Below are 16,639 nucleotides of genomic sequence, written 5' to 3' on the forward strand. Positions count from 1 at the left end.
CCTGGGCTCAGGACCACCGTCCGGAGCGGCCGAGCAGCAGCGCGGCCGCCGCCGTCCCGGCGGTCGATGTGCGCAACACGCTACGCCCGAGCCGGTGGGGCAGCGCACCGGCGTCGGCGAACAGCGCCAACTCATCGGGGGAGACGCCCCCTTCGGGCCCGACGACGAGCACGATCTCGCCGTCCGGGGGGAGATCGGCGGTGGCCAGCGGCCTGTCGCCGCTCTCGTGCAGTACGGCGGCGAAGTCCGCGCCGGCGAGCAGCCGGGCCACCTCCTTGGTCGTCGCGGCGTCCGCGACCTCGGGGAAGCGGACCCGTCGGGACTGCTTGCCGGCCTCGCGGGCCGTCGAGCGCCACTTGCCGAGCGCCTTCAGGCCCCGGTCGCCCCGCCACTGCGTGATGCAGCGGGACGCCGCCCACGGCACGATCCGGTCGACGCCGACCTCGGTCATGGTCTCCACGGCCAGCTCGCCCCGGTCGCCCTTGGGCAGCGCCTGGACGACGGTGATCCGCGGCGCCCCGGGCGCCTCCTCGGCCACCTCGGCCAGGCGGACCAGCAGCCGGTCCTTGCCCTCGGTGCCGGTCACCTCGCCGGTGGCCCACCGCCCGGCGCCGTCGGTGAGCACGACGGCCTCCCCGGGCTGCAGCCGCTTCACGGAGACGGCGTGCCGCCCCTCGGGGCCGTCGAGGACGTACGGGCCGGACGTGCCGGACGCCAGGTCCTCGACCACGAACACCGGAGCGGTCATCGCCCCTCACCTCCTGCCGGGCGGGCCGCCAACGCCCTCCTGGCGGCATCGAGTTCGGCGGCCAGGACCTCCACCAGCCGGCCGGCGGGCAGATCACGGGCCATGCGGTGCCCCTGCCCCGCCCACAGCGCCATGCCCTGCGCGTCCCCCGCCCGCGCGGCCGCCTTCCGCAGCGGCGCGGTGAGGTGGTGCACCTCGGGGTACGCGGCCGGGGCGTAGGGGCCGTGCTCGCGCACGAAGCGGTTGACCAGGCCGCGCGCCGGGCGCCCGGAGAACGCGCGGGTCGGCTCGGTGCGCGGGAACACCGGGTCGGTCAGCGCCCGCTTGTGCAGGGCGTGCGCACCGGACTCGGGGGTGGCCAGGAACGCGGTGCCCAGCTGGGCGGCGCTCGCACCGGCCGCGAGGACGGCGGCGATCTGGCTGCCGCGCATGATGCCGCCCGCGGCGACCACCGGAAGGTCCACCGTCTCCCGGACCTGCGCGACGAGCGCGAGCAGGCCGACGGCGGCACCGTCGGTCTCCGGCGTGTCGCGGTGGCTGCCCCGGTGGCCGCCGGCCTCCGCGCCCTGCGCGATCACGGCGTCGGCGCCGGACCGCTGCACGGCCACCGCCTCGTCGGCGGTGGTCGCGGTGACCAGGACGAGGGTGCCGGCGCGGTGCAGGGCGTCCACGACGGCGGGGGCCGGCACGCCGAAGTGGAAGGAGACCACCGGCACCGGGTTGTCCAGGAGCACCGCCAGTTTGGCGTCGTAGCCGTCGTCGCGCCCGCTGTCGGGGTCGCCGAGTTCGGTGTCGTACCAGCCGGCCTCCCCGGCCAGCTGGTGGGCGTAGAGGTCGACGGCGCCCGAGGGCGGCACGGTGCCGGCCGCCGCGGTGGCGCCGGCGGCCGCTCCGGGGGTCTCCGGCTGCGGGAGGAACACGTTCACGCCGAAGGGGCGGCCGGTCAGCCCGCGCAGCTGCTTGATCTCCTGGTACATGCCGTCGGCGGTCTTGTAACCGGCGGCGAGGAACCCGAGGCCGCCGGCGTCGGAGACCGCCGCGGCGAGCTGCGGCACGGACACGCCGCCCGCCATCGGGGCCTGCACGATCGGGTACGGCAGGAGACCGGTCAGAGCCAAGGACATGCCCGCATGGTGTCACGTCCGCACGGTCCCGCCGAACCCGGCCGTCCCCCCGGCCGGGCCGGGGGGACGGGGTGGCTCAGCGGCCGTTGAAGGCGTCCTTCAGACGGGAGAACAGGCCCTGCTGGCCCGGCTGGAACTGGCCCTGGGGCCGCTCCTCGCCGCGCAGCTTGGCGAGCTCCCGCAGCAGGCGCTCCTGCTCGGGGTCGAGCTTGCTGGGGGTCTGCACCTCGACGTGGACGATCAGGTCGCCCCGGCCACCGCCGCGCAGGTGCGTGACGCCGCGGCCGTGCAGCGGGATGGACTGCCCGGACTGGGTGCCCGGCCGGATGTCCACCTCCTCCATGCCGTCGAGGGTCTCCAGCGGCACCTTGGTGCCGAGGGAGGCCGCCGTCATGGGGAGGGTGACCGTGCAGTGCAGGTCGTCGCCGCGCCGCTGGAAGGTCGAGTGCGGCAGCTCGTGGATCTCGACGTAGAGGTCGCCGGCGGGGCCGCCGCCGGGGCCGACCTCGCCCTCGCCCGCGAGCTGGATGCGGGTGCCGTTGTCGACACCGGCGGGGATCTTCACGGTGAGCGTGCGGCGGGAGCGGACCCGGCCGTCGCCCGCGCACTCCGGGCACGGCGTCGGGACGACGGTGCCGAAGCCCTGGCACTGCGGGCACGGGCGGGAGGTCATGACCTGGCCGAGGAAGGACCGGGTGACCTGCGAGACCTCGCCGCGGCCGCGGCACATGTCACAGGTCTGGGCGGTCGTGCCGGGCGCCGCGCCCTCGCCGCTGCAGGTGTTGCAGACGACGGCCGTGTCGACCTGGATGTCCTTGGTGGTGCCGAAGGCCGCCTCGTCGAGCTCGATCTCCAGCCGGATCATGGCGTCCTGGCCGCGGCGGGTGCGCGAGCGCGGGCCGCGCTGCGAGGCCGTGCCGAAGAACGCGTCCATGATGTCGGAGAAGTTGCCGAAGCCGCCGGCCCCGAAGCCGCCCGCGCCGCCGGCACCGCCGGCCTGCGAGAGCGGGTCGCCGCCGAGGTCGTAGACCTGCTTCTTCTGCGGGTCCGACAGCACCTCGTAGGCGGCGTTGATCTCCTTGAACCGCTCCTGGGTCTTCGGGTCCGGATTCACGTCCGGATGCAGCTCGCGGGCGAGCCGGCGGAAGGCCTTCTTGATCTCATCCTGCGACGCGTCGCGGCGCACGCCGAGTACGGCGTAGTAGTCCGTGGCCACTTAGGACTCCGCCAGGATCTGTCCGACGTACCGTGCCACTGCGCGTACCGCTCCCATCGTTCCCGGATAGTCCATGCGGGTCGGTCCGACCACGCCGAGCTTGGCGACTGCCTCGCCGCCCGAACCGTAGCCCACCGACACCACGGATGTGGAGTTGAGTCCCTCGTAGGCGTTCTCGTGACCGATACGCACGGTCATGCCCGGCTCCTTGGCCTCGCCGAGCAGCTTCAGGAGCACGACCTGTTCCTCCAGCGCCTCGAGGACGGGGCGGATGGTGAGGGGGAAGTCGTGCGGGAAGCGGGTGAGATTGGCGGTGCCGCCGATCATCAGCCGCTCCTCGTTCTCCTCGACGAGGGTGTCGAGGAGGGTGGACAGGACCGCCGCGACCGCACCGCGGTCCTCCGCGTCGAAGGCCTCGGGGAGGTCCTCGACGAGGCGCGGGACGTCCGCGAAGCGGCGTCCGGCGACCCGGCTGTTGAGCCGCGCCCGCAGGTCCGCGAGGGAGGTCTCGCCGAAGGGCGCCGGGCAGTCGATCATCCGCTGCTCGACCCGGCCGGTGTCCGTGATCAGCACGAGCATCAGGCGCGCCGGCGCGAGCGCCAGCAGCTCCACGTGCCGCACGGTGGACCGGGTCAGCGACGGGTACTGCACGACCGCGACCTGCCGGGTCAGCTGGGCGAGCAGCCGCACCGTCCGGGCGACGACGTCGTCGAGGTCGACCGCGCCGCCGAGGAAGTTCTGGATGGCGCGCCGCTCGGGCGCGGTCATCGGCTTCACCCCGGCGAGCTTGTCGACGAAGAGGCGGTACCCCTTGTCGGTGGGGATGCGCCCGGCGCTGGTGTGCGGCTGCGCGATGTACCCCTCGTCCTCCAGGGCCGCCATGTCGTTGCGGACCGTGGCCGGGGAGACGCCGAGGCTGTGCCGCTCGGTGAGGGCCTTGGAGCCGACCGGCTCCTCGGTGCCGACGTAGTCCTGGACGATGGCGCGCAACACCTGAAGCCTTCGTTCGCTGAGCATCGCGCACACCTCCAGAAGTCGCCCCTCGGGTCCCTGCCTGGCACTCGGCGCATACGAGTGCCAGCTTTACCCGGCCCAGTGTACGGCTGCCGGGTACGCCCGCGGCAAGGCCGGTCCGGCGTCGGCCTGCACGGTCGCCGCGCGTCACCGGTCGACCGCTAGCGTCGCCGTATGACGGTGACTTGGGAAGAGCTCGGGTGGGAGCGGGTGGCGGACGGGGTCGGCCGGTGCCGGCTCCCGGTGTGGGACTGCACGGCGGGGCTGGTCGTCGGCGAGGGGGGCGCCCTGCTGGTCGACGCCGGGTCGGGCCCGGCGGAAGGCGCCCGGCTGCGCGGGCAGGCCGAGCGGCTGGCCGGCGGCCCTGTGCGGTTTCTCGCACTCACGCATCCGCACTTCGACCACGTCTTCGGCGCGTCCGCGTTCCCCGGGGCGCACGTCCTCGCCGCGGCCGGCGCGCGGGCCGCGCTTCAGGACGGGCGGGCGGAGCTGTCCGCGGACGCGGTGCGCCACGGCCTGGACGCGGCGGAGGCGTCGGCCGCGGCCGGCGCCCTGGTCCGCCCGCACGAGGACGTGCGGGAGGCGCGGGTGCTGGAGCTGCCGGGCGGGCGGACGGCCGTGCTGCACGACCTCGGCCCCGGCCATTCGCCGGGCGACCTCGTCGTCGTGGTGCCCGGCGACCCGGCGGTGGTCTTCTGCGGCGACCTGGTGGAGGAGTCCGGCGAGCCCCAGGCCGGGCCCGACGCCTCGCCGGGACGCTGGCCCGCGGCCCTGGACCGGCTGCTCGCCCTGGGCGGCGAGGACGCGCGGTACGTGCCCGGTCACGGAGCGGTCGTGGACGCGGCCTTCGTCCGGGCGCAGCGCGACGCCCTCGCCGCACGCTTCGGCGTGTCGACCTGATCGGGCGGTCCGTTCTCCCTATCGTCGTTCGAATGCGTTCGTACTCGCCCGACCTGACCCCGCCGTGGAAGAAGCGCACTGCGGTGCCGGAGGTCCCGGCGGAGCCGGGCCTGGTGGTGGAGGAGCCCGGCACCGGCTTCTGCGGGGCGGTGATCCGCTGCGAGGCGGGCACCGTGACCCTGGAGGACCGCTTCGGCAAGCACCGGGTGTTCCCGCTGGAGCCGCGGGGCTTCCTGCTGGAGGGCAGACCGGTGACGCTGGTGCGGCCCGCGGCGGGCCCTGCGCGGCCCACCCGCACGGCGTCGGGCTCCGTCGCGGTCCCCGGCGCCCGCGCCCGGGTCGCGCGCGCCGGGCGCATCTATGTGGAGGGCCGCCACGACGCCGAGCTGGTCGAGCGGGTGTGGGGCGACGACCTGCGGATCGAGGGCGTCGTCGTCGAGTACCTGGAGGGTGTGGACGACCTGCCGTCGATCGTCGCCGACTTCGCGCCCGGCCCCGGCGCCCGGCTGGGCGTCCTGGTCGACCACCTGGTCCCCGGCACCAAGGAGTGGCGCATCGCCGAGTCGGTGACCAGCGCGCACGCGCTCGTGGTGGGCCATCCGTACATCGACGTCTGGGAGGCCGTGAAGCCGTCCGCCGTCGGCATCCCCGCCTGGCCCCGCGTCCCCCGCGGCCAGGACTGGAAGACGGGCGTCTGCCGGGCCCTGGGCTGGCCGGAGAACACCGGCGCCGCCTGGCAGCGCATCCTCTCCGCGGTGCGCTCCTACAAGGACCTGGAGCCGGAACTCCTGGGCCGCGTCGAGGAGCTGATCGACTTCGTCACGGACAGCGGTGGGGCCTGACCTTCCCGGACACCGGCGCATGCGCCGGTGTCCGGTTCGAGGGCGAGCGGCTCACCCGCATTCGCAGTGACTCACCCCTCCCGGGGGCTCAGTCCACCAGGTCCCGCACCACCGCGTCCGCCAGGAGCCGTCCGCGCAGGGTGAGCACGGCCCGTCCTCCGTCGTACGGGCCTGCCTGGAGCAGGCCGTCCGCCAGCGCCCTCCGGGAGGCCGCGAGCCCCTCCTCCCTGAGAAGCGTGAGCGGCACGCCCTCGCGCAGCCGCAACTCCAGCAGGATCCGCTCCACCCGGCGGTCCTCGTCCGTGAGGACCTCCCGTCCGGCGCCCGGCGAGCGGCCGGCGGCGAGGGCGGCCGCGTAGGCGCCCGGGTGCTTGACGTTCCACCAGCGCACACCGCCCACGTGGCTGTGCGCGCCGGGGCCCGCGCCCCACCAGTCGGCGCCCCGCCAGTACAGCTCGTTGTGCAGGCAGCGGCCGGCCGGGGTGGCGGCCCAGTTCGAGACCTCGTACCAGGCGAAGCCCGCAGCAAAGAGCGCCTCCTCGGCGATCAGGTACCGGTCGGCGTGCACGTCGTCGTCGGTGGCGGGGACCTCGCCGCGGCGGATGCGGCGGGCGAGCTGCGTGCCCTCCTCCACGATCAGCGCGTACGCCGACACGTGGTCGGGTCCGGCGCCCAGGGCCGCGTCGAGGGAGGCCCGCCAGTCGTCGTCGGACTCGCCGGGCGTGCCGTAGATCAGGTCGAGGTTGACGTGATCGAAGCCCGCGGCGCGCGCCTCGGCCACGCACGCCTCCGGGCGGCCCGGGGTGTGGGTGCGGTCGAGGACCTTCAGCACGTGCCGGCGGGCGCTCTGCATGCCGAAGGAGACCCGGTTGAAGCCGCCCTCCCGCAGGGCCGCCAGGTAGGCGGGGTCGACCGACTCCGGGTTGGCCTCCGTGGTGACCTCCGCGTCGGCCGCGAGGCCGAACTCGTCGCGGATCGCGCGCAGCATCCGCACCAGGTCCTCCGCGGCCAGCAGCGTCGGGGTGCCGCCGCCGACGAAGACCGTGCGGACCTCGCGCGGGTCGTCGCCGAGGACCTTGCGGGCCAGGCGGACCTCGTCCACGAGGGTCTCGGCGTAGTTGTCCCGGGAGGCGAGGACGCCGCCGGTGCCGCGCAGCTCGGTGGCCGTGTAGGTGTTGAAGTCGCAGTAGCCGCAGCGGGTCGCGCAGTAGGGGACGTGCAGGTAGAACCCGAGGGGCCGGCCGGCGGCTCCGGCGAGCGCGGACGCGGGCAGTGCGCCGTCGGCGGGGACGGGCTCGCCGTCGGGGAGTGCGGAAGGCATGCCCTCCATTGTCCAGCACCGGCGCGGGAACCCGGTCCGGCCCCGATCCCCGGGCACCGGCCGGGCGTCAGTACGCCTGGAGGACCATCAGCGCCAGGTCGTCCTCCGGCGGGCGGGACCCGAAGTCGTGCACCAGCCGCCGGATGCGCTCGGCGATCAGGTCCGCGTCCAGTCCGGCGCACCCGGCGAGGACCGCGGCGAGCCCGTCGCCGTCGTCGAACTGGCGCGAGCCGGAGCGGCGCTCGGTCACCCCGTCGGTCACGCACAGCAGGGTGTCGCCGGGCTCCAGCACCACGGTCCCGGTGGTGTACGTCTCGTCCTCGACGACGCCGAGCAGGGTCTGCGGGCGCGCGGCGGTGCGGACGGTGCCGTCCCGGCCGAGCAGCAGCGGCAGCGGATGCCCGGCGCAGGCGAGGGTGCAGCGGACACCGCCCTCGAAGGGGGCCAGCTCGCCGTAGAGCAGCGACAGGAAGCGGGTCTGCGGGCCGTCGCCGGGCGCGGGCGGGCGGCCGCCGGCGGCGGCCAGGACGCGGGCGGCGGCGTCCGCGGCCTCCGTGGCGTCGTCCAGGAGGAGCTGGTTGAGGCGGTCGAGGACGTCGGCGACGCCGTAGCCCTCGCGGGCCAGCAGACGCAGCCAGGGCCGGGCCAGCCCGATCACGACGGCGGCCTCCGGCCCCTTGCCCTGGACGTCGCCGACGGCGAAGCACCAGCGGCCGTCGCCGGCCGGGAAGAGGTCGTAGAAGTCGCCGCTCGGGCCGCCCTGGTCGCGCGGTTCGTGGACGAGGGCGCTGCGCACCCCGGGGATCTGCGCCACCGCGCCGGGCAGCAGCCCGCGCTGGAGGACGGCGCTGATGGTGGCCTGGCGGGCGTACTGCCGGGCGGCGCCGATGGCGAGCGCCACCCGGCGGCTGAGGTCCTCGACCAGCCCGGTGATCTCGTCGGGGAAGGGCAGCAGCCCGCACCGGCCGATGACCAGGGTGCCCAGCGGACGGCCGCCGGCGATCAGCCGGTAGGCGACCGCGGACCCGTGGCGGCCGCGCGGGCCGAGCGCCTCGGCGGGCCAGGGGTGGGGCGCCGGCCCGGAGCAGGGCCCGTCGGACGGACGGGGCGGCTCCTTGTCCAGGACCCGGCGCAGCTCCTCGACGTGGTCCTCTCCGGCGTGCCAGACCCGGGCGAGCCGGGGCCCGGCCGCACCGCCGGCCTCGCTCCAGCCGCCGCGGGACGTCGCCTCGTCCTGCAGCCACACCGCGCACCAGTCGGCGAGCCTCGGCACCAGCAGCTGACCGGTGAGGGCGGCGACGAGGTCCTCGTCGAGCTGTCCGGCGAGCAGGTCGGAGGCCTCGGCGAGGAAGGACAGGGCGCCGCGGCCGAGCCATTCGCGGTCCCGTTCGGCGCGCTGCGGCTCGGGGGCGAGGATCTCGGCGACGCCGAGGCCGTACGGGCCGGTGTACGCACCGTCCTCCGCGCCCGCCCCGCCGGCCGCGGTGCCCCCGGCGGGCAGCCGCGCCCACACCGTCTTGCGGGCGGGCCGGTAGGTGATGCCCCAGGACTCCGCCAGCGCGGCGACGAGGGGCAGGCCGCGGCCGTACTCGGGCGCCTCGTGGGCCGGGTCGGCCACCGGTTCGCGGGGGGCGCGCGAGGGGTGCTGGTCGGTCACCTCCACGACGCACGCGCCGGTGTCCGGCTCCAGGCGGCACACCAGGTCCACGTCGGTGCCCGCGTGCACCACGGCGTTGGTGACCAGTTCGCTGACGACGACCGTGACGTCCTCGGCCAGACGCTCGCCCACGGGGTGCCCGCGGTCCGCCCACTCGGTCAGCGCGGCGCGCAGCAGGGTGCGGGCGGAGCGGGGGGCGAGGGGGCCGCCCGGCAGGACGGCGTGCGCCGGGGGCGGCCCTGCGGGCTCCCCGGGACCGGGGACGCCCACGGGGCCGCCCGCGGGGCCGCGGGCTCCCTCGGGGCCGGGCGCACCCGGGGGCGCGGGCACGTCGCAGGCGCGGGCGGCGGTCTCCCGTTGCGTGGGAATGGCCCCCATCTACAGCCCCCCGGGCAGTTCGGACGGATTCGCCTCGGTCGATGCCGACAGGGTGACAGAACGGCCGCACCCGGAAGCGCCGAGTTACCGAACTCGGCCGCCATAAGGAGCAGGACTGCTCCACTCACGCGCAAAGCCGGCCAGGAACGATCGAAAACCGGCCCGTGTCACCCGACGGGGGGACGGGGCGACAGGGCGGGAGGGAAGGGCGACGGACTCGCCGGCCGGAGCACGCGCCGGGTCCGCGGGCGTGAGGACGCGGCGGACCGGGAGCGGGAGGGCCCGACCGCCCGGGAGCACCGGGACGCGACGGCACGCCGACGGGGCGCCGGGGCGGGAACCCCGGCGCCCCGTCACGGGCGGGCGGACGACCGTCAGTCCTCGCGGGCGCCCGCGTACATCTCGTCGATCAGGTGCTTGTACTCGCGCTCGACCACCGGCCGCTTCAGCTTCAGGCTCGGGGTGATCTCGCCGTGCTCGACGTCCAGGTCGCGCGGCAGCAGCCGGAACTTCTTGATGGTCTGCCAGCGCTGCAGCCCCGCGTTGAGCTCCTTGACGTACCCGTCGACCATCTCGACCGTGGCGGGCGCGGCCACGACCTCCGCGTAGGGGCGGCCCTCCAGGCCGTTCTCCTTGGCCCACTCCATGATCGACGGCTCGTCCAGGGCGATGAGCGCGGTGCAGAAGTTCCGGTCGGCGCCGTGCACGAGGATGTTGGAGACGTACGGGCACACGGCCTTGAACTGGCCCTCGACCTCCGCCGGCGCGATGTACTTGCCGCCCGAGGTCTTGATGAGGTCCTTCTTGCGGTCGGTGATGCGCAGGTAGCCGTCCGGGGACAGCTCGCCGATGTCGCCGGTGTGGAACCAGCCGTCCGACTCCAGCACCTCGGCGGTCTTCTCCGGCAGCCGGTGGTAGCCCTGCATGATGCCGGGGCCGCGCAGCAGGATCTCGCCGTCGTCGGCGATCCGCACCTCCGTACCGGGCAGCGGCTTGCCGACCGTGCCGGTGCGGTAGGCCTCGCCGGGGTTCACGAAGGACGCCGCCGAGGACTCGGTGAGGCCGTAGCCCTCCAGGACGTGGATGCCGGCGCCGGCGAAGAAGTAGCCGATCTCCGGGGAGAGGGCGGCACTGCCCGAGACGCAGGCGCGCAGCCGGCCGCCGAAGGCCTCGCGGATCTTGGCGAAGACGAGCCGGTCGGCGACCTTGTGCTTGGAGTACAGGCCCAGCGGCGCGGAGTGGGTGCCGGTGCGCCGGAAGTTGTCCTGGCTGACCTTGGCGTACTCGCGGGCCACGCCGGCCGCCCACTGGAAGATCTTGTACTTGGCCGGGCCGCCGGCGCGGGCCTTGGCGGCGACGCCGTTGTAGACCTTCTCGAAGATGCGCGGGACGGCCGCCATGTAGGTCGGCTGCACCACCGGCAGGTTCTCGATGATCTTGTCCACGCGGCCGTCGACGGCGGTGACGTGCCCGACCTCGATCTGGCCGGAGGTGAGCACCTTGCCGAAGACGTGCGCGAGGGGCAGCCACAGGTACTGCACGTCGTCGGGGCCGACCAGACCGGTCGCGGAGATCGCCTTCGCCATGTACGACCAGTTGTCGTGCGGCAGGCGGACGCCCTTGGGACGGCCGGTGGTGCCCGAGGTGTAGATCAGCGTGGCGAGCTGCTCCCGGCTGATCGCGCCGACCCGCTCCTTGATCAGCGAGGGGTGCTTCTCCAGATGGGCCGCGCCCCGGCTCTCCAGCTCGGCCAGGCTGATCACCCAGTCGTCGGTCTCCACGCCGGCCGCGTCGATCACGATCACGTGGTGCAGGTCGGGCAGCTCGGCGCGGTGCGCGACCGCCTTCGCGACCTGCTCGGCGTTCTCCGCGATCAGGACCCGGCTCTCGGAGTCGGCGAGGATGAACGCCGACTCGTCGGCGTTGGTCTGCGGGTAGATGGTGGACGTGGCCGCGCCGGCGCACATGATGCCGAGGTCGGCCAGGATCCACTCGATGCGGGTTGACGAGGCGAGGGCGACCCGCTCCTCCGGCTGCACGCCCAGCTCGATCAGTCCCGCCGCGACGGCGTAGACCCGCTCCGCGGCCTGGGCCCAGGTCAGCGACTTCCATGTGTCCGGGCCCTGCCCCGACGCCGGAGGCACCGGATGGCGATAGGCCTCGGCGTCCGGTGTGGCCGCCACACGCTCCAGGAAGAGGGCCGCCACGGTCGGCGGACGGTTCTCGATCAAGGTCTGTGCGTCGCTCACGACATCCTCCGGGGCCCGCGGCAGTGCGGCTGGCTGGGTGCGGCTGGGTTGCTTCGCGTTGTTTAACTCGCGAGTAACTATCGAGCAGGGATCAGACTAGAACGCGACCGGCCACTGTGTAAGGGGCGGCGGCCTGTCACTTCCTCCAGAGCATGCCCGGTCCCACGTGCCGAAGTCCGCCGCGCTTTCGCACGACGGACCCCTCTTGCACCCGGTTTGCGGGCCTACCCCGAGCGGCCCGAGGTCACTTCTTGCTCTTGGCCGACCCCGCACCGTCATCGCTGGACAGGACCGCGATGAAGGCCTCCTGCGGAACCTCCACCGAACCCACCATCTTCATCCGCTTCTTGCCTTCCTTCTGCTTCTCCAGCAGCTTCCGCTTGCGGGAGATGTCACCGCCGTAGCACTTGGCGAGGACGTCCTTGCGGATGGCGCGGATGGTCTCGCGGGCGATCACCCGGGAGCCGACGGCGGCCTGCACCGGCACCTCGAAGTTCTGCCGCGGGATCAGCTCCCTGAGCTTGGCGACGAGCCGCACGCCGTACGCGTACGCCTGGTCCTTGTGGGTGATCGCCGAGAAGGCGTCCACCTTGTCGCCGTGCAGCAGGATGTCCACCTTGACCAGGCTGGAGGACTGCTCGCCGGTGGGCTCGTAGTCGAGCGAGGCGTAGCCGCGGGTCTTGGACTTCAGCTGGTCGAAGAAGTCGAAGACGATCTCCGCGAGCGGCAGCGTGTAGCGGATCTCGACGCGGTCCTCGGAGAGGTAGTCCATGCCGAGGAGGGCGCCGCGGCGGGTCTGGCACAGCTCCATGATCGCGCCGATGAACTCGGTGGGCGCGAGGATCGTGGCCCGCACCACCGGCTCGTAGACCTCGGCGATCTTCCCCTCGGGGAACTCGCTCGGGTTGGTGACCGTGGTCTCGCTGCCGTCCTCCATGATCACGCGGTAGACCACGTTGGGGGCGGTGGCGATCAGGTCGAGCCCGAACTCGCGCTCCAGGCGCTCCCGGACCACGTCCAGGTGCAGCAGGCCGAGGAAGCCGACACGGAAACCGAACCCGAGGGCGGCGGAGGTCTCCGGCTCGTAGACCAGGGCGGCGTCGTTGAGCTGGAGCTTGTCCAGGGCCTCGCGCAGGTCCGGGTAGTCGGAGCCGTCCAGCGGGTACAGCCCGGAGAAGACCATCGGCTTGGGGTCCTTGTAGCCGCCCAGCGGCACCTCGGCGCCCTTGGCCTGGCTGGTGATGGTGTCACCGACCTTGGACTGGCGGACGTCCTTCACGCCGGTGATCAGATAGCCCACCTCGCCCACACCGAGGCCGTCGGCGGGCAGCATCTCCGGGGAGTTGGTGCCGATCTCCAGCAGTTCGTGCGTGGCGCCGGTGGACATCATCCGGATGCGCTCGCGCTTGTTGAGCTGGCCGTCGACGACCCGGACGTAGGTGACGACACCGCGGTAGGAGTCGTAGACCGAGTCGAAGATCATCGCGCGGGCGGGCGCGTCGGCGACGCCGACCGGGGCCGGGATCCGCTCCACGACCCGGTCCAGGAGCGCGTCGACGCCCAGACCGGTCTTGGCGGAGACCTTGAGCACGTCGTCGGGGTCGCAGCCGATGAGGTTCGCGAGCTCCTCGGCGAACTTCTCCGGCTGCGCCGCCGGCAGGTCGATCTTGTTGAGCACCGGGATGATCGTGAGGTCGTTCTCCATCGCCAGGTAGAGGTTGGCGAGGGTCTGCGCCTCGATGCCCTGGGCGGCGTCGACGAGGAGGACGGTCCCCTCGCAGGCCGCGAGGGACCGGGACACCTCGTAGGTGAAGTCGACGTGCCCGGGGGTGTCGATCATGTTCAGGATGTGGGTGTTGCCCGGATCGCGGGTCGGGGCCCACGGCAGACGCACCGCCTGGGACTTGATCGTGATACCGCGCTCGCGCTCGATGTCCATGCGGTCGAGGTACTGGGCGCGCATCTGCCGCTGCTCGACCACACCGGTCAGCTGGAGCATCCGGTCGGCGAGTGTGGACTTGCCGTGGTCGATGTGCGCGATGATGCAGAAGTTGCGGATCAGCGCCGGGTCGGTACGGCTCGGCTCGGGCACATGGCTGGGGGTCGCGGGCACGCAGGGTCCTGATTCTTGAGGCAGCCGCATCCGTGTGCTTGTCCGTCTGCGGTCTCGGGTCGGATCGATACGTAGCCTCCATGGTCCCACGCCCGGGGACCTGCGACCGGTTTGGGCCACTCCACGGGCCGCTGGTAGTGTGGGCGGCTGTGTCTCATGCCCTCTCCGCAGGGGACACGTCTTCAAGAAATCACCGGCACGTGAGGCGGGCCGCCAGCGGTCCCGTTCCCGCGTGCCTGAATCTGTAGAGGCTCATTCGTGGCGAACATCAAGTCCCAGATCAAGCGGATCAAGACCAACGAGAAGGCTCGGCTGCGCAACAAGGCCGTCAAGTCCTCCCTGAAGACCGCGATCCGCAAGGCCCGTGAGGCTGCTGCCGCGGGTGACGTCGAGAAGGCCACCGAGCTGCAGCGCGTTGCCGCGCGTCAGCTGGACAAGGCCGTCTCCAAGGGCGTCATCCACAAGAACCAGGCCGCCAACAAGAAGTCGGCGCTTGCTTCGAAGGTCGTCTCCCTCAAGGGCTGAACCCCTTCTGTGATCTGATCGCCGGCGGGACCCAGAGCGGGCCCTCTCTCATCCGCTCCCGGCCGGCCCCCGAGCTCGTACGCGGCCTGCGTTCGCCACGCGGGTGCGGGCTCACCAGCTTGAACCGAAGGCCCCGGCGCCCTCCCTTCCCCAGGGAGACGCCGGGGCCTTCGGGCTTCCCGGGGGCCGGGGAGGCATCGGGGGGAGGGGGTCAGGCGCGGCCCCGGGAGCGTGCGGCGCGCGCGATGATCACCACGGCCTTCTCCAGGGCGTACTCCGGGTCGTCGCCGCCGCCCTTGACCCCGGCGTCGGCGTCGGCCACGGCGCGCAGGGCGACCGCCACCCCGTCCGGCGTCCAGCCGCGCATCTGCTGCCGCACCCGGTCGATCTTCCACGGCGGCATGCCCAGCTCACGGGCGAGATCCGCGGGGCGTCCGCCGCGGGCCGAGGACAGCTTGCCGATCGCCCGCACGCCCTGCGCCAGCGCACTGGTGATCAGCACCGGCGCCACGCCCGTCGCGAGCGACCAGCGCAGCGCCTCCAGCGCCTCCGCCGTCCGCCCCTCCACGGCCCGGTCGGCGACCGTGAAGCTCGACGCCTCGGCCCGGCCCGTGTAGTACCGCCCGACGACCGCCTCGTCGATGGTGCCCTCCACGTCGGCGCACAACTGCGTCACCGCCGACGCGAGCTCCCGCAGGTCGCTCCCGATGGCGTCGACCAGCGCCTGGCACGCCTCGGGAGCGGCGGACCGGCCGAGGCCGCGGAACTCGGCGCGCACGAAGGCCAGCCGGTCGGCCGGCTTCGTCATCTTCGGGCAGGCGACCTCGCGCGCCCCCGCCTTGCGCGCCGCGTCCAGCAGTCCCTTGCCCTTGACCCCGCCCGCGTGCAGCAGCACGAGGGTGATCTCCTCGGCGGGCGCCCCCAGGTACGCCTTGACGTCCTTGACCGTGTCCGCCGACAGGTCCTGCGCGTTGCGGACGACGACGACCTTGCGCTCCGCGAACAGCGACGGGCTCGTCAGCTCCGCCAGCGTGCCGGGCTGCACCTGGTCGGGCGTCAGGTCCCGTACGTCCGTGTCGGCGTCGGCGGCGCGGGCGGCGGCCACCACCTCCTGCACGGCACGGTCCAGCAGCAGGTCCTCCTGCCCCACGGCGAGCGTCACCGGGGCGAGCAGGTCTTCGTTCGCAGTCTTCCTGGCCATCGGGACAAGCATCCCACGCACCACCGACAACACCCCCGGGCCCCACTCCGGCCCCGGCCCGGGCCGCTGTCCCCGGTGAGGGTGCCCGGGTCGGCGCCGGCGCCGATACCGGGTTCGGGGGCGGCGGCGGGGCCTGCGCCGGCTACGGCTCCTCCCGCCAGCCGTCCCACTCCGCCGCGAACGCGTCCAGCTCCCGGGGGTCGAGCCGCTCCCCCGCGTCCTCGACGACCACGAGCCACTGCGCGTCCTCCGCGTCGTCCTCGCCCGCCAGCGCGTCCCGCACGATGTGCGGTTCCTCGTCGGTCCGGAACCGCTCTCCGAGCACCTCCGCCGCCTCCTCGGCGGACTCGCGGTCGGGCAGCACCAGCACATGTCTCACGTCACTCACGGAGCCATTCTCCGGCACCCGGCCGGCGCCCCCGGGCCCGGTCCCGGGCCCGGTCCCGGGCCCGTCCGAGCCCAGGAGGTCCGCCGCCGGACCGGGAGGAGCCGGTCTCAGCCCTCGCCGCCGTCGCCGTCGCGGCCGCGGGAGCGGACGGTCGGGACGGTGGGCAGCTCCACGCCGAACAGGTCCCGGTAGGCCGCCAGGACCTCCGCGTCCGACGTCAGGTCCGCGACCTCCCGTGTGCCGTCGGCGCGCGTGGTGGTGAGCGTGCGGCCGGCGAGGGTGACGCGGCCGCCGTCCTCGGTGAGCCGGGAGCACACCAGCGACCGCGTGAAGTGCGAGGCCGGGGAGGTGCTGTGCCACCAGGCCCCGACCGCGAAGTCCCCGAGCGCCCGGGGCCGCAGCTCCAGGCGGTACTGGGGCCGTCCGTCCCGCACGACGTCCAGGTCGGCGGCTCCGGCCGCCCCGCCCGGCCCGCGCACCCCGGCGGTGTCCGGCCCCGACTCCACCACCCCGAACGTGCCGCCCGGCTCCACCTGTTCGCCCCGCTCCCCGAAGGCCAGCGGGAAGTGGCTGTGCGTGCCGAAGCCCACATCGGCGAGCCAGTCCCCGCCGTCCACCGTCCTCACCCGCAGCGCGAGGTGGTCGTACGGGATGCCGGTCCGCTCCTCCTCCCCGTAGACGCGCGCCGCGAGCAGCGTGACGCCGAAGCCGAGCGCGGCGAGCAACGCCCCGAAGGCGCCGTTCAGTTCGTAGCAGAAGCCGCCCCTGCGGTCCCCCACCACCTTGTCCACCAGCCGCTGCTCCTCCAGCACGATCTCCTCGCCGAGATGGATCGACAGGTTCTCGAACGGCACGGTGCGCAGATGGCGCAGGTGCAGCTCCCGCAGGACCTCGGAGGTGGGGCGGGGCCGGCGCCCGGCACCGATACGACGGAGATAGGCATCGGCCTGTGCGGTGTTCATG

Annotated in this window: 14 protein-coding genes; 3 read left to right on the top strand and 11 right to left on the bottom strand. The window is 73.9% G+C overall.

All coding sequences use genetic code 11. The annotated features are described in order from the left end of the window. Positions 1 to 7: 7 nt before the first annotated feature. The 4 genes from P3H78_RS02150 to hrcA form a co-directional block, all read right to left on the bottom strand. Entirely contained in the window at positions 8 to 748 is a 741-nt protein-coding gene (locus P3H78_RS02150; RefSeq protein WP_276106981.1) for a 16S rRNA (uracil(1498)-N(3))-methyltransferase, read from the bottom strand. Beyond that, a complete protein-coding gene (locus tag P3H78_RS02155; RefSeq protein ID WP_276106982.1) occupies positions 745 to 1,872 on the bottom strand; it encodes a nitronate monooxygenase in 1,128 nt (375 codons plus the stop codon). The genes P3H78_RS02150 and P3H78_RS02155 overlap by 4 nt, the downstream gene beginning before the upstream one ends. A 76-nt stretch (positions 1,873 to 1,948) precedes the next feature. Continuing rightward, positions 1,949 to 3,088, bottom strand: a complete 1,140-nt coding sequence (dnaJ, locus tag P3H78_RS02160; RefSeq protein ID WP_276106983.1) for a molecular chaperone DnaJ — start codon at positions 3,086 to 3,088, stop codon at positions 1,949 to 1,951. Next, positions 3,089 to 4,105 carry a heat-inducible transcriptional repressor HrcA gene (gene hrcA, locus P3H78_RS02165; RefSeq protein WP_276106984.1) on the bottom strand — a complete coding sequence of 339 codons (1,017 nt, stop codon included), beginning with the start codon at positions 4,103 to 4,105 and terminating at the stop codon, positions 3,089 to 3,091. A gap of 171 nt (positions 4,106 to 4,276) precedes the next feature. Here hrcA and P3H78_RS02170 point away from each other — a divergent pair, with 171 nt between their 5' ends. Both P3H78_RS02170 and P3H78_RS02175 read left to right on the top strand, forming a co-directional pair. Continuing rightward, positions 4,277 to 5,002 carry an MBL fold metallo-hydrolase gene (locus P3H78_RS02170; protein WP_276106985.1) on the top strand — a complete coding sequence of 242 codons (726 nt, stop codon included), beginning with the start codon at positions 4,277 to 4,279 and terminating at the stop codon, positions 5,000 to 5,002. Positions 5,003 to 5,034: 32 nt separating this feature from the next. Next, a complete protein-coding gene (locus tag P3H78_RS02175) occupies positions 5,035 to 5,844 on the top strand; it encodes a DUF3097 domain-containing protein (RefSeq protein WP_276106986.1) in 810 nt (269 codons plus the stop codon). Positions 5,845 to 5,932: 88 nt separating this feature from the next. Here P3H78_RS02175 and hemW read toward each other — a convergent pair whose 3' ends face one another. The 4 genes from hemW to lepA all read right to left on the bottom strand — a co-directional run bounded on the left by hemW (position 5,933) and on the right by lepA (position 13,562). Then, positions 5,933 to 7,165, bottom strand: coding sequence for a radical SAM family heme chaperone HemW (gene hemW, locus P3H78_RS02180; RefSeq protein WP_276106987.1), 1,233 nt, complete (start codon positions 7,163 to 7,165; stop codon positions 5,933 to 5,935). A 67-nt stretch (positions 7,166 to 7,232) separates the two neighbouring features. Next, the gene (locus P3H78_RS02185; protein ID WP_276106988.1) at positions 7,233 to 9,200 is read right to left on the bottom strand and encodes a SpoIIE family protein phosphatase; all 1,968 of its coding nucleotides are present in this window, start codon (positions 9,198 to 9,200) and stop codon (positions 7,233 to 7,235) included. A 374-nt stretch (positions 9,201 to 9,574) separates the two neighbouring features. After that, positions 9,575 to 11,449, bottom strand: a complete 1,875-nt coding sequence (locus P3H78_RS02190) for an AMP-dependent synthetase/ligase (RefSeq protein WP_276106989.1) — start codon at positions 11,447 to 11,449, stop codon at positions 9,575 to 9,577. Between the two features lie 244 nt (positions 11,450 to 11,693). Beyond that, complete coding sequence (lepA, locus tag P3H78_RS02195) at positions 11,694 to 13,562, bottom strand: translation elongation factor 4 (protein ID WP_276106990.1); 1,869 nt, start codon at positions 13,560 to 13,562, stop codon at positions 11,694 to 11,696. A 258-nt stretch (positions 13,563 to 13,820) separates the two neighbouring features. Here lepA and rpsT point away from each other — a divergent pair, with 258 nt between their 5' ends. Further along, positions 13,821 to 14,087: a 30S ribosomal protein S20 gene (rpsT, locus tag P3H78_RS02200; RefSeq protein WP_276106991.1), complete on the top strand. Its 267-nt coding sequence runs from the start codon at positions 13,821 to 13,823 to the stop codon at positions 14,085 to 14,087. Between the two features lie 211 nt (positions 14,088 to 14,298). Here rpsT and holA read toward each other — a convergent pair whose 3' ends face one another. The 3 genes from holA to P3H78_RS02215 form a co-directional block, all read right to left on the bottom strand. Further along, positions 14,299 to 15,288, bottom strand: coding sequence for a DNA polymerase III subunit delta (holA, locus tag P3H78_RS02205; protein ID WP_276106992.1), 990 nt, complete (start codon positions 15,286 to 15,288; stop codon positions 14,299 to 14,301). A gap of 142 nt (positions 15,289 to 15,430) precedes the next feature. Then, positions 15,431 to 15,676, bottom strand: coding sequence for a hypothetical protein (locus tag P3H78_RS02210; RefSeq protein ID WP_276106993.1), 246 nt, complete (start codon positions 15,674 to 15,676; stop codon positions 15,431 to 15,433). Between the two features lie 107 nt (positions 15,677 to 15,783). After that, entirely contained in the window at positions 15,784 to 16,638 is an 855-nt protein-coding gene (locus P3H78_RS02215) for an arylamine N-acetyltransferase family protein (RefSeq protein WP_276106994.1), read from the bottom strand. Position 16,639 lies beyond the last annotated feature (1 nt).

It is taken from the genome of Streptomyces tropicalis, assembly GCF_029269835.1.
GTDB lineage: Bacteria > Actinomycetota > Actinomycetes > Streptomycetales > Streptomycetaceae > Streptomyces > Streptomyces tropicalis.

Bases quoted from the DNA above. Each gene is read 5' to 3' on its own strand.
- P3H78_RS02215 (WP_276106994.1), bottom strand. From the start codon at position 16,638: ATGAACACCGCACAGGCCGATGCCTATCTCCGTCGTATCGGTGCCGGG.
- P3H78_RS02150 (WP_276106981.1), bottom strand. From the start codon at position 748: ATGACCGCTCCGGTGTTCGTGGTCGAGGACCTGGCGTCCGGCACGTCC.
- P3H78_RS02155 (WP_276106982.1), bottom strand. From the start codon at position 1,872: ATGTCCTTGGCTCTGACCGGTCTCCTGCCGTACCCGATCGTGCAGGCC.
- hrcA (WP_276106984.1), bottom strand. From the start codon at position 4,105: ATGCTCAGCGAACGAAGGCTTCAGGTGTTGCGCGCCATCGTCCAGGAC.
- P3H78_RS02185 (WP_276106988.1), bottom strand. From the start codon at position 9,200: ATGGGGGCCATTCCCACGCAACGGGAGACCGCCGCCCGCGCCTGCGAC.
- holA (WP_276106992.1), bottom strand. From the start codon at position 15,288: ATGGCCAGGAAGACTGCGAACGAAGACCTGCTCGCCCCGGTGACGCTC.
- P3H78_RS02175 (WP_276106986.1), top strand. From the start codon at position 5,035: ATGCGTTCGTACTCGCCCGACCTGACCCCGCCGTGGAAGAAGCGCACT.
- hemW (WP_276106987.1), bottom strand. From the start codon at position 7,165: ATGCCTTCCGCACTCCCCGACGGCGAGCCCGTCCCCGCCGACGGCGCA.
- P3H78_RS02170 (WP_276106985.1), top strand. From the start codon at position 4,277: ATGACGGTGACTTGGGAAGAGCTCGGGTGGGAGCGGGTGGCGGACGGG.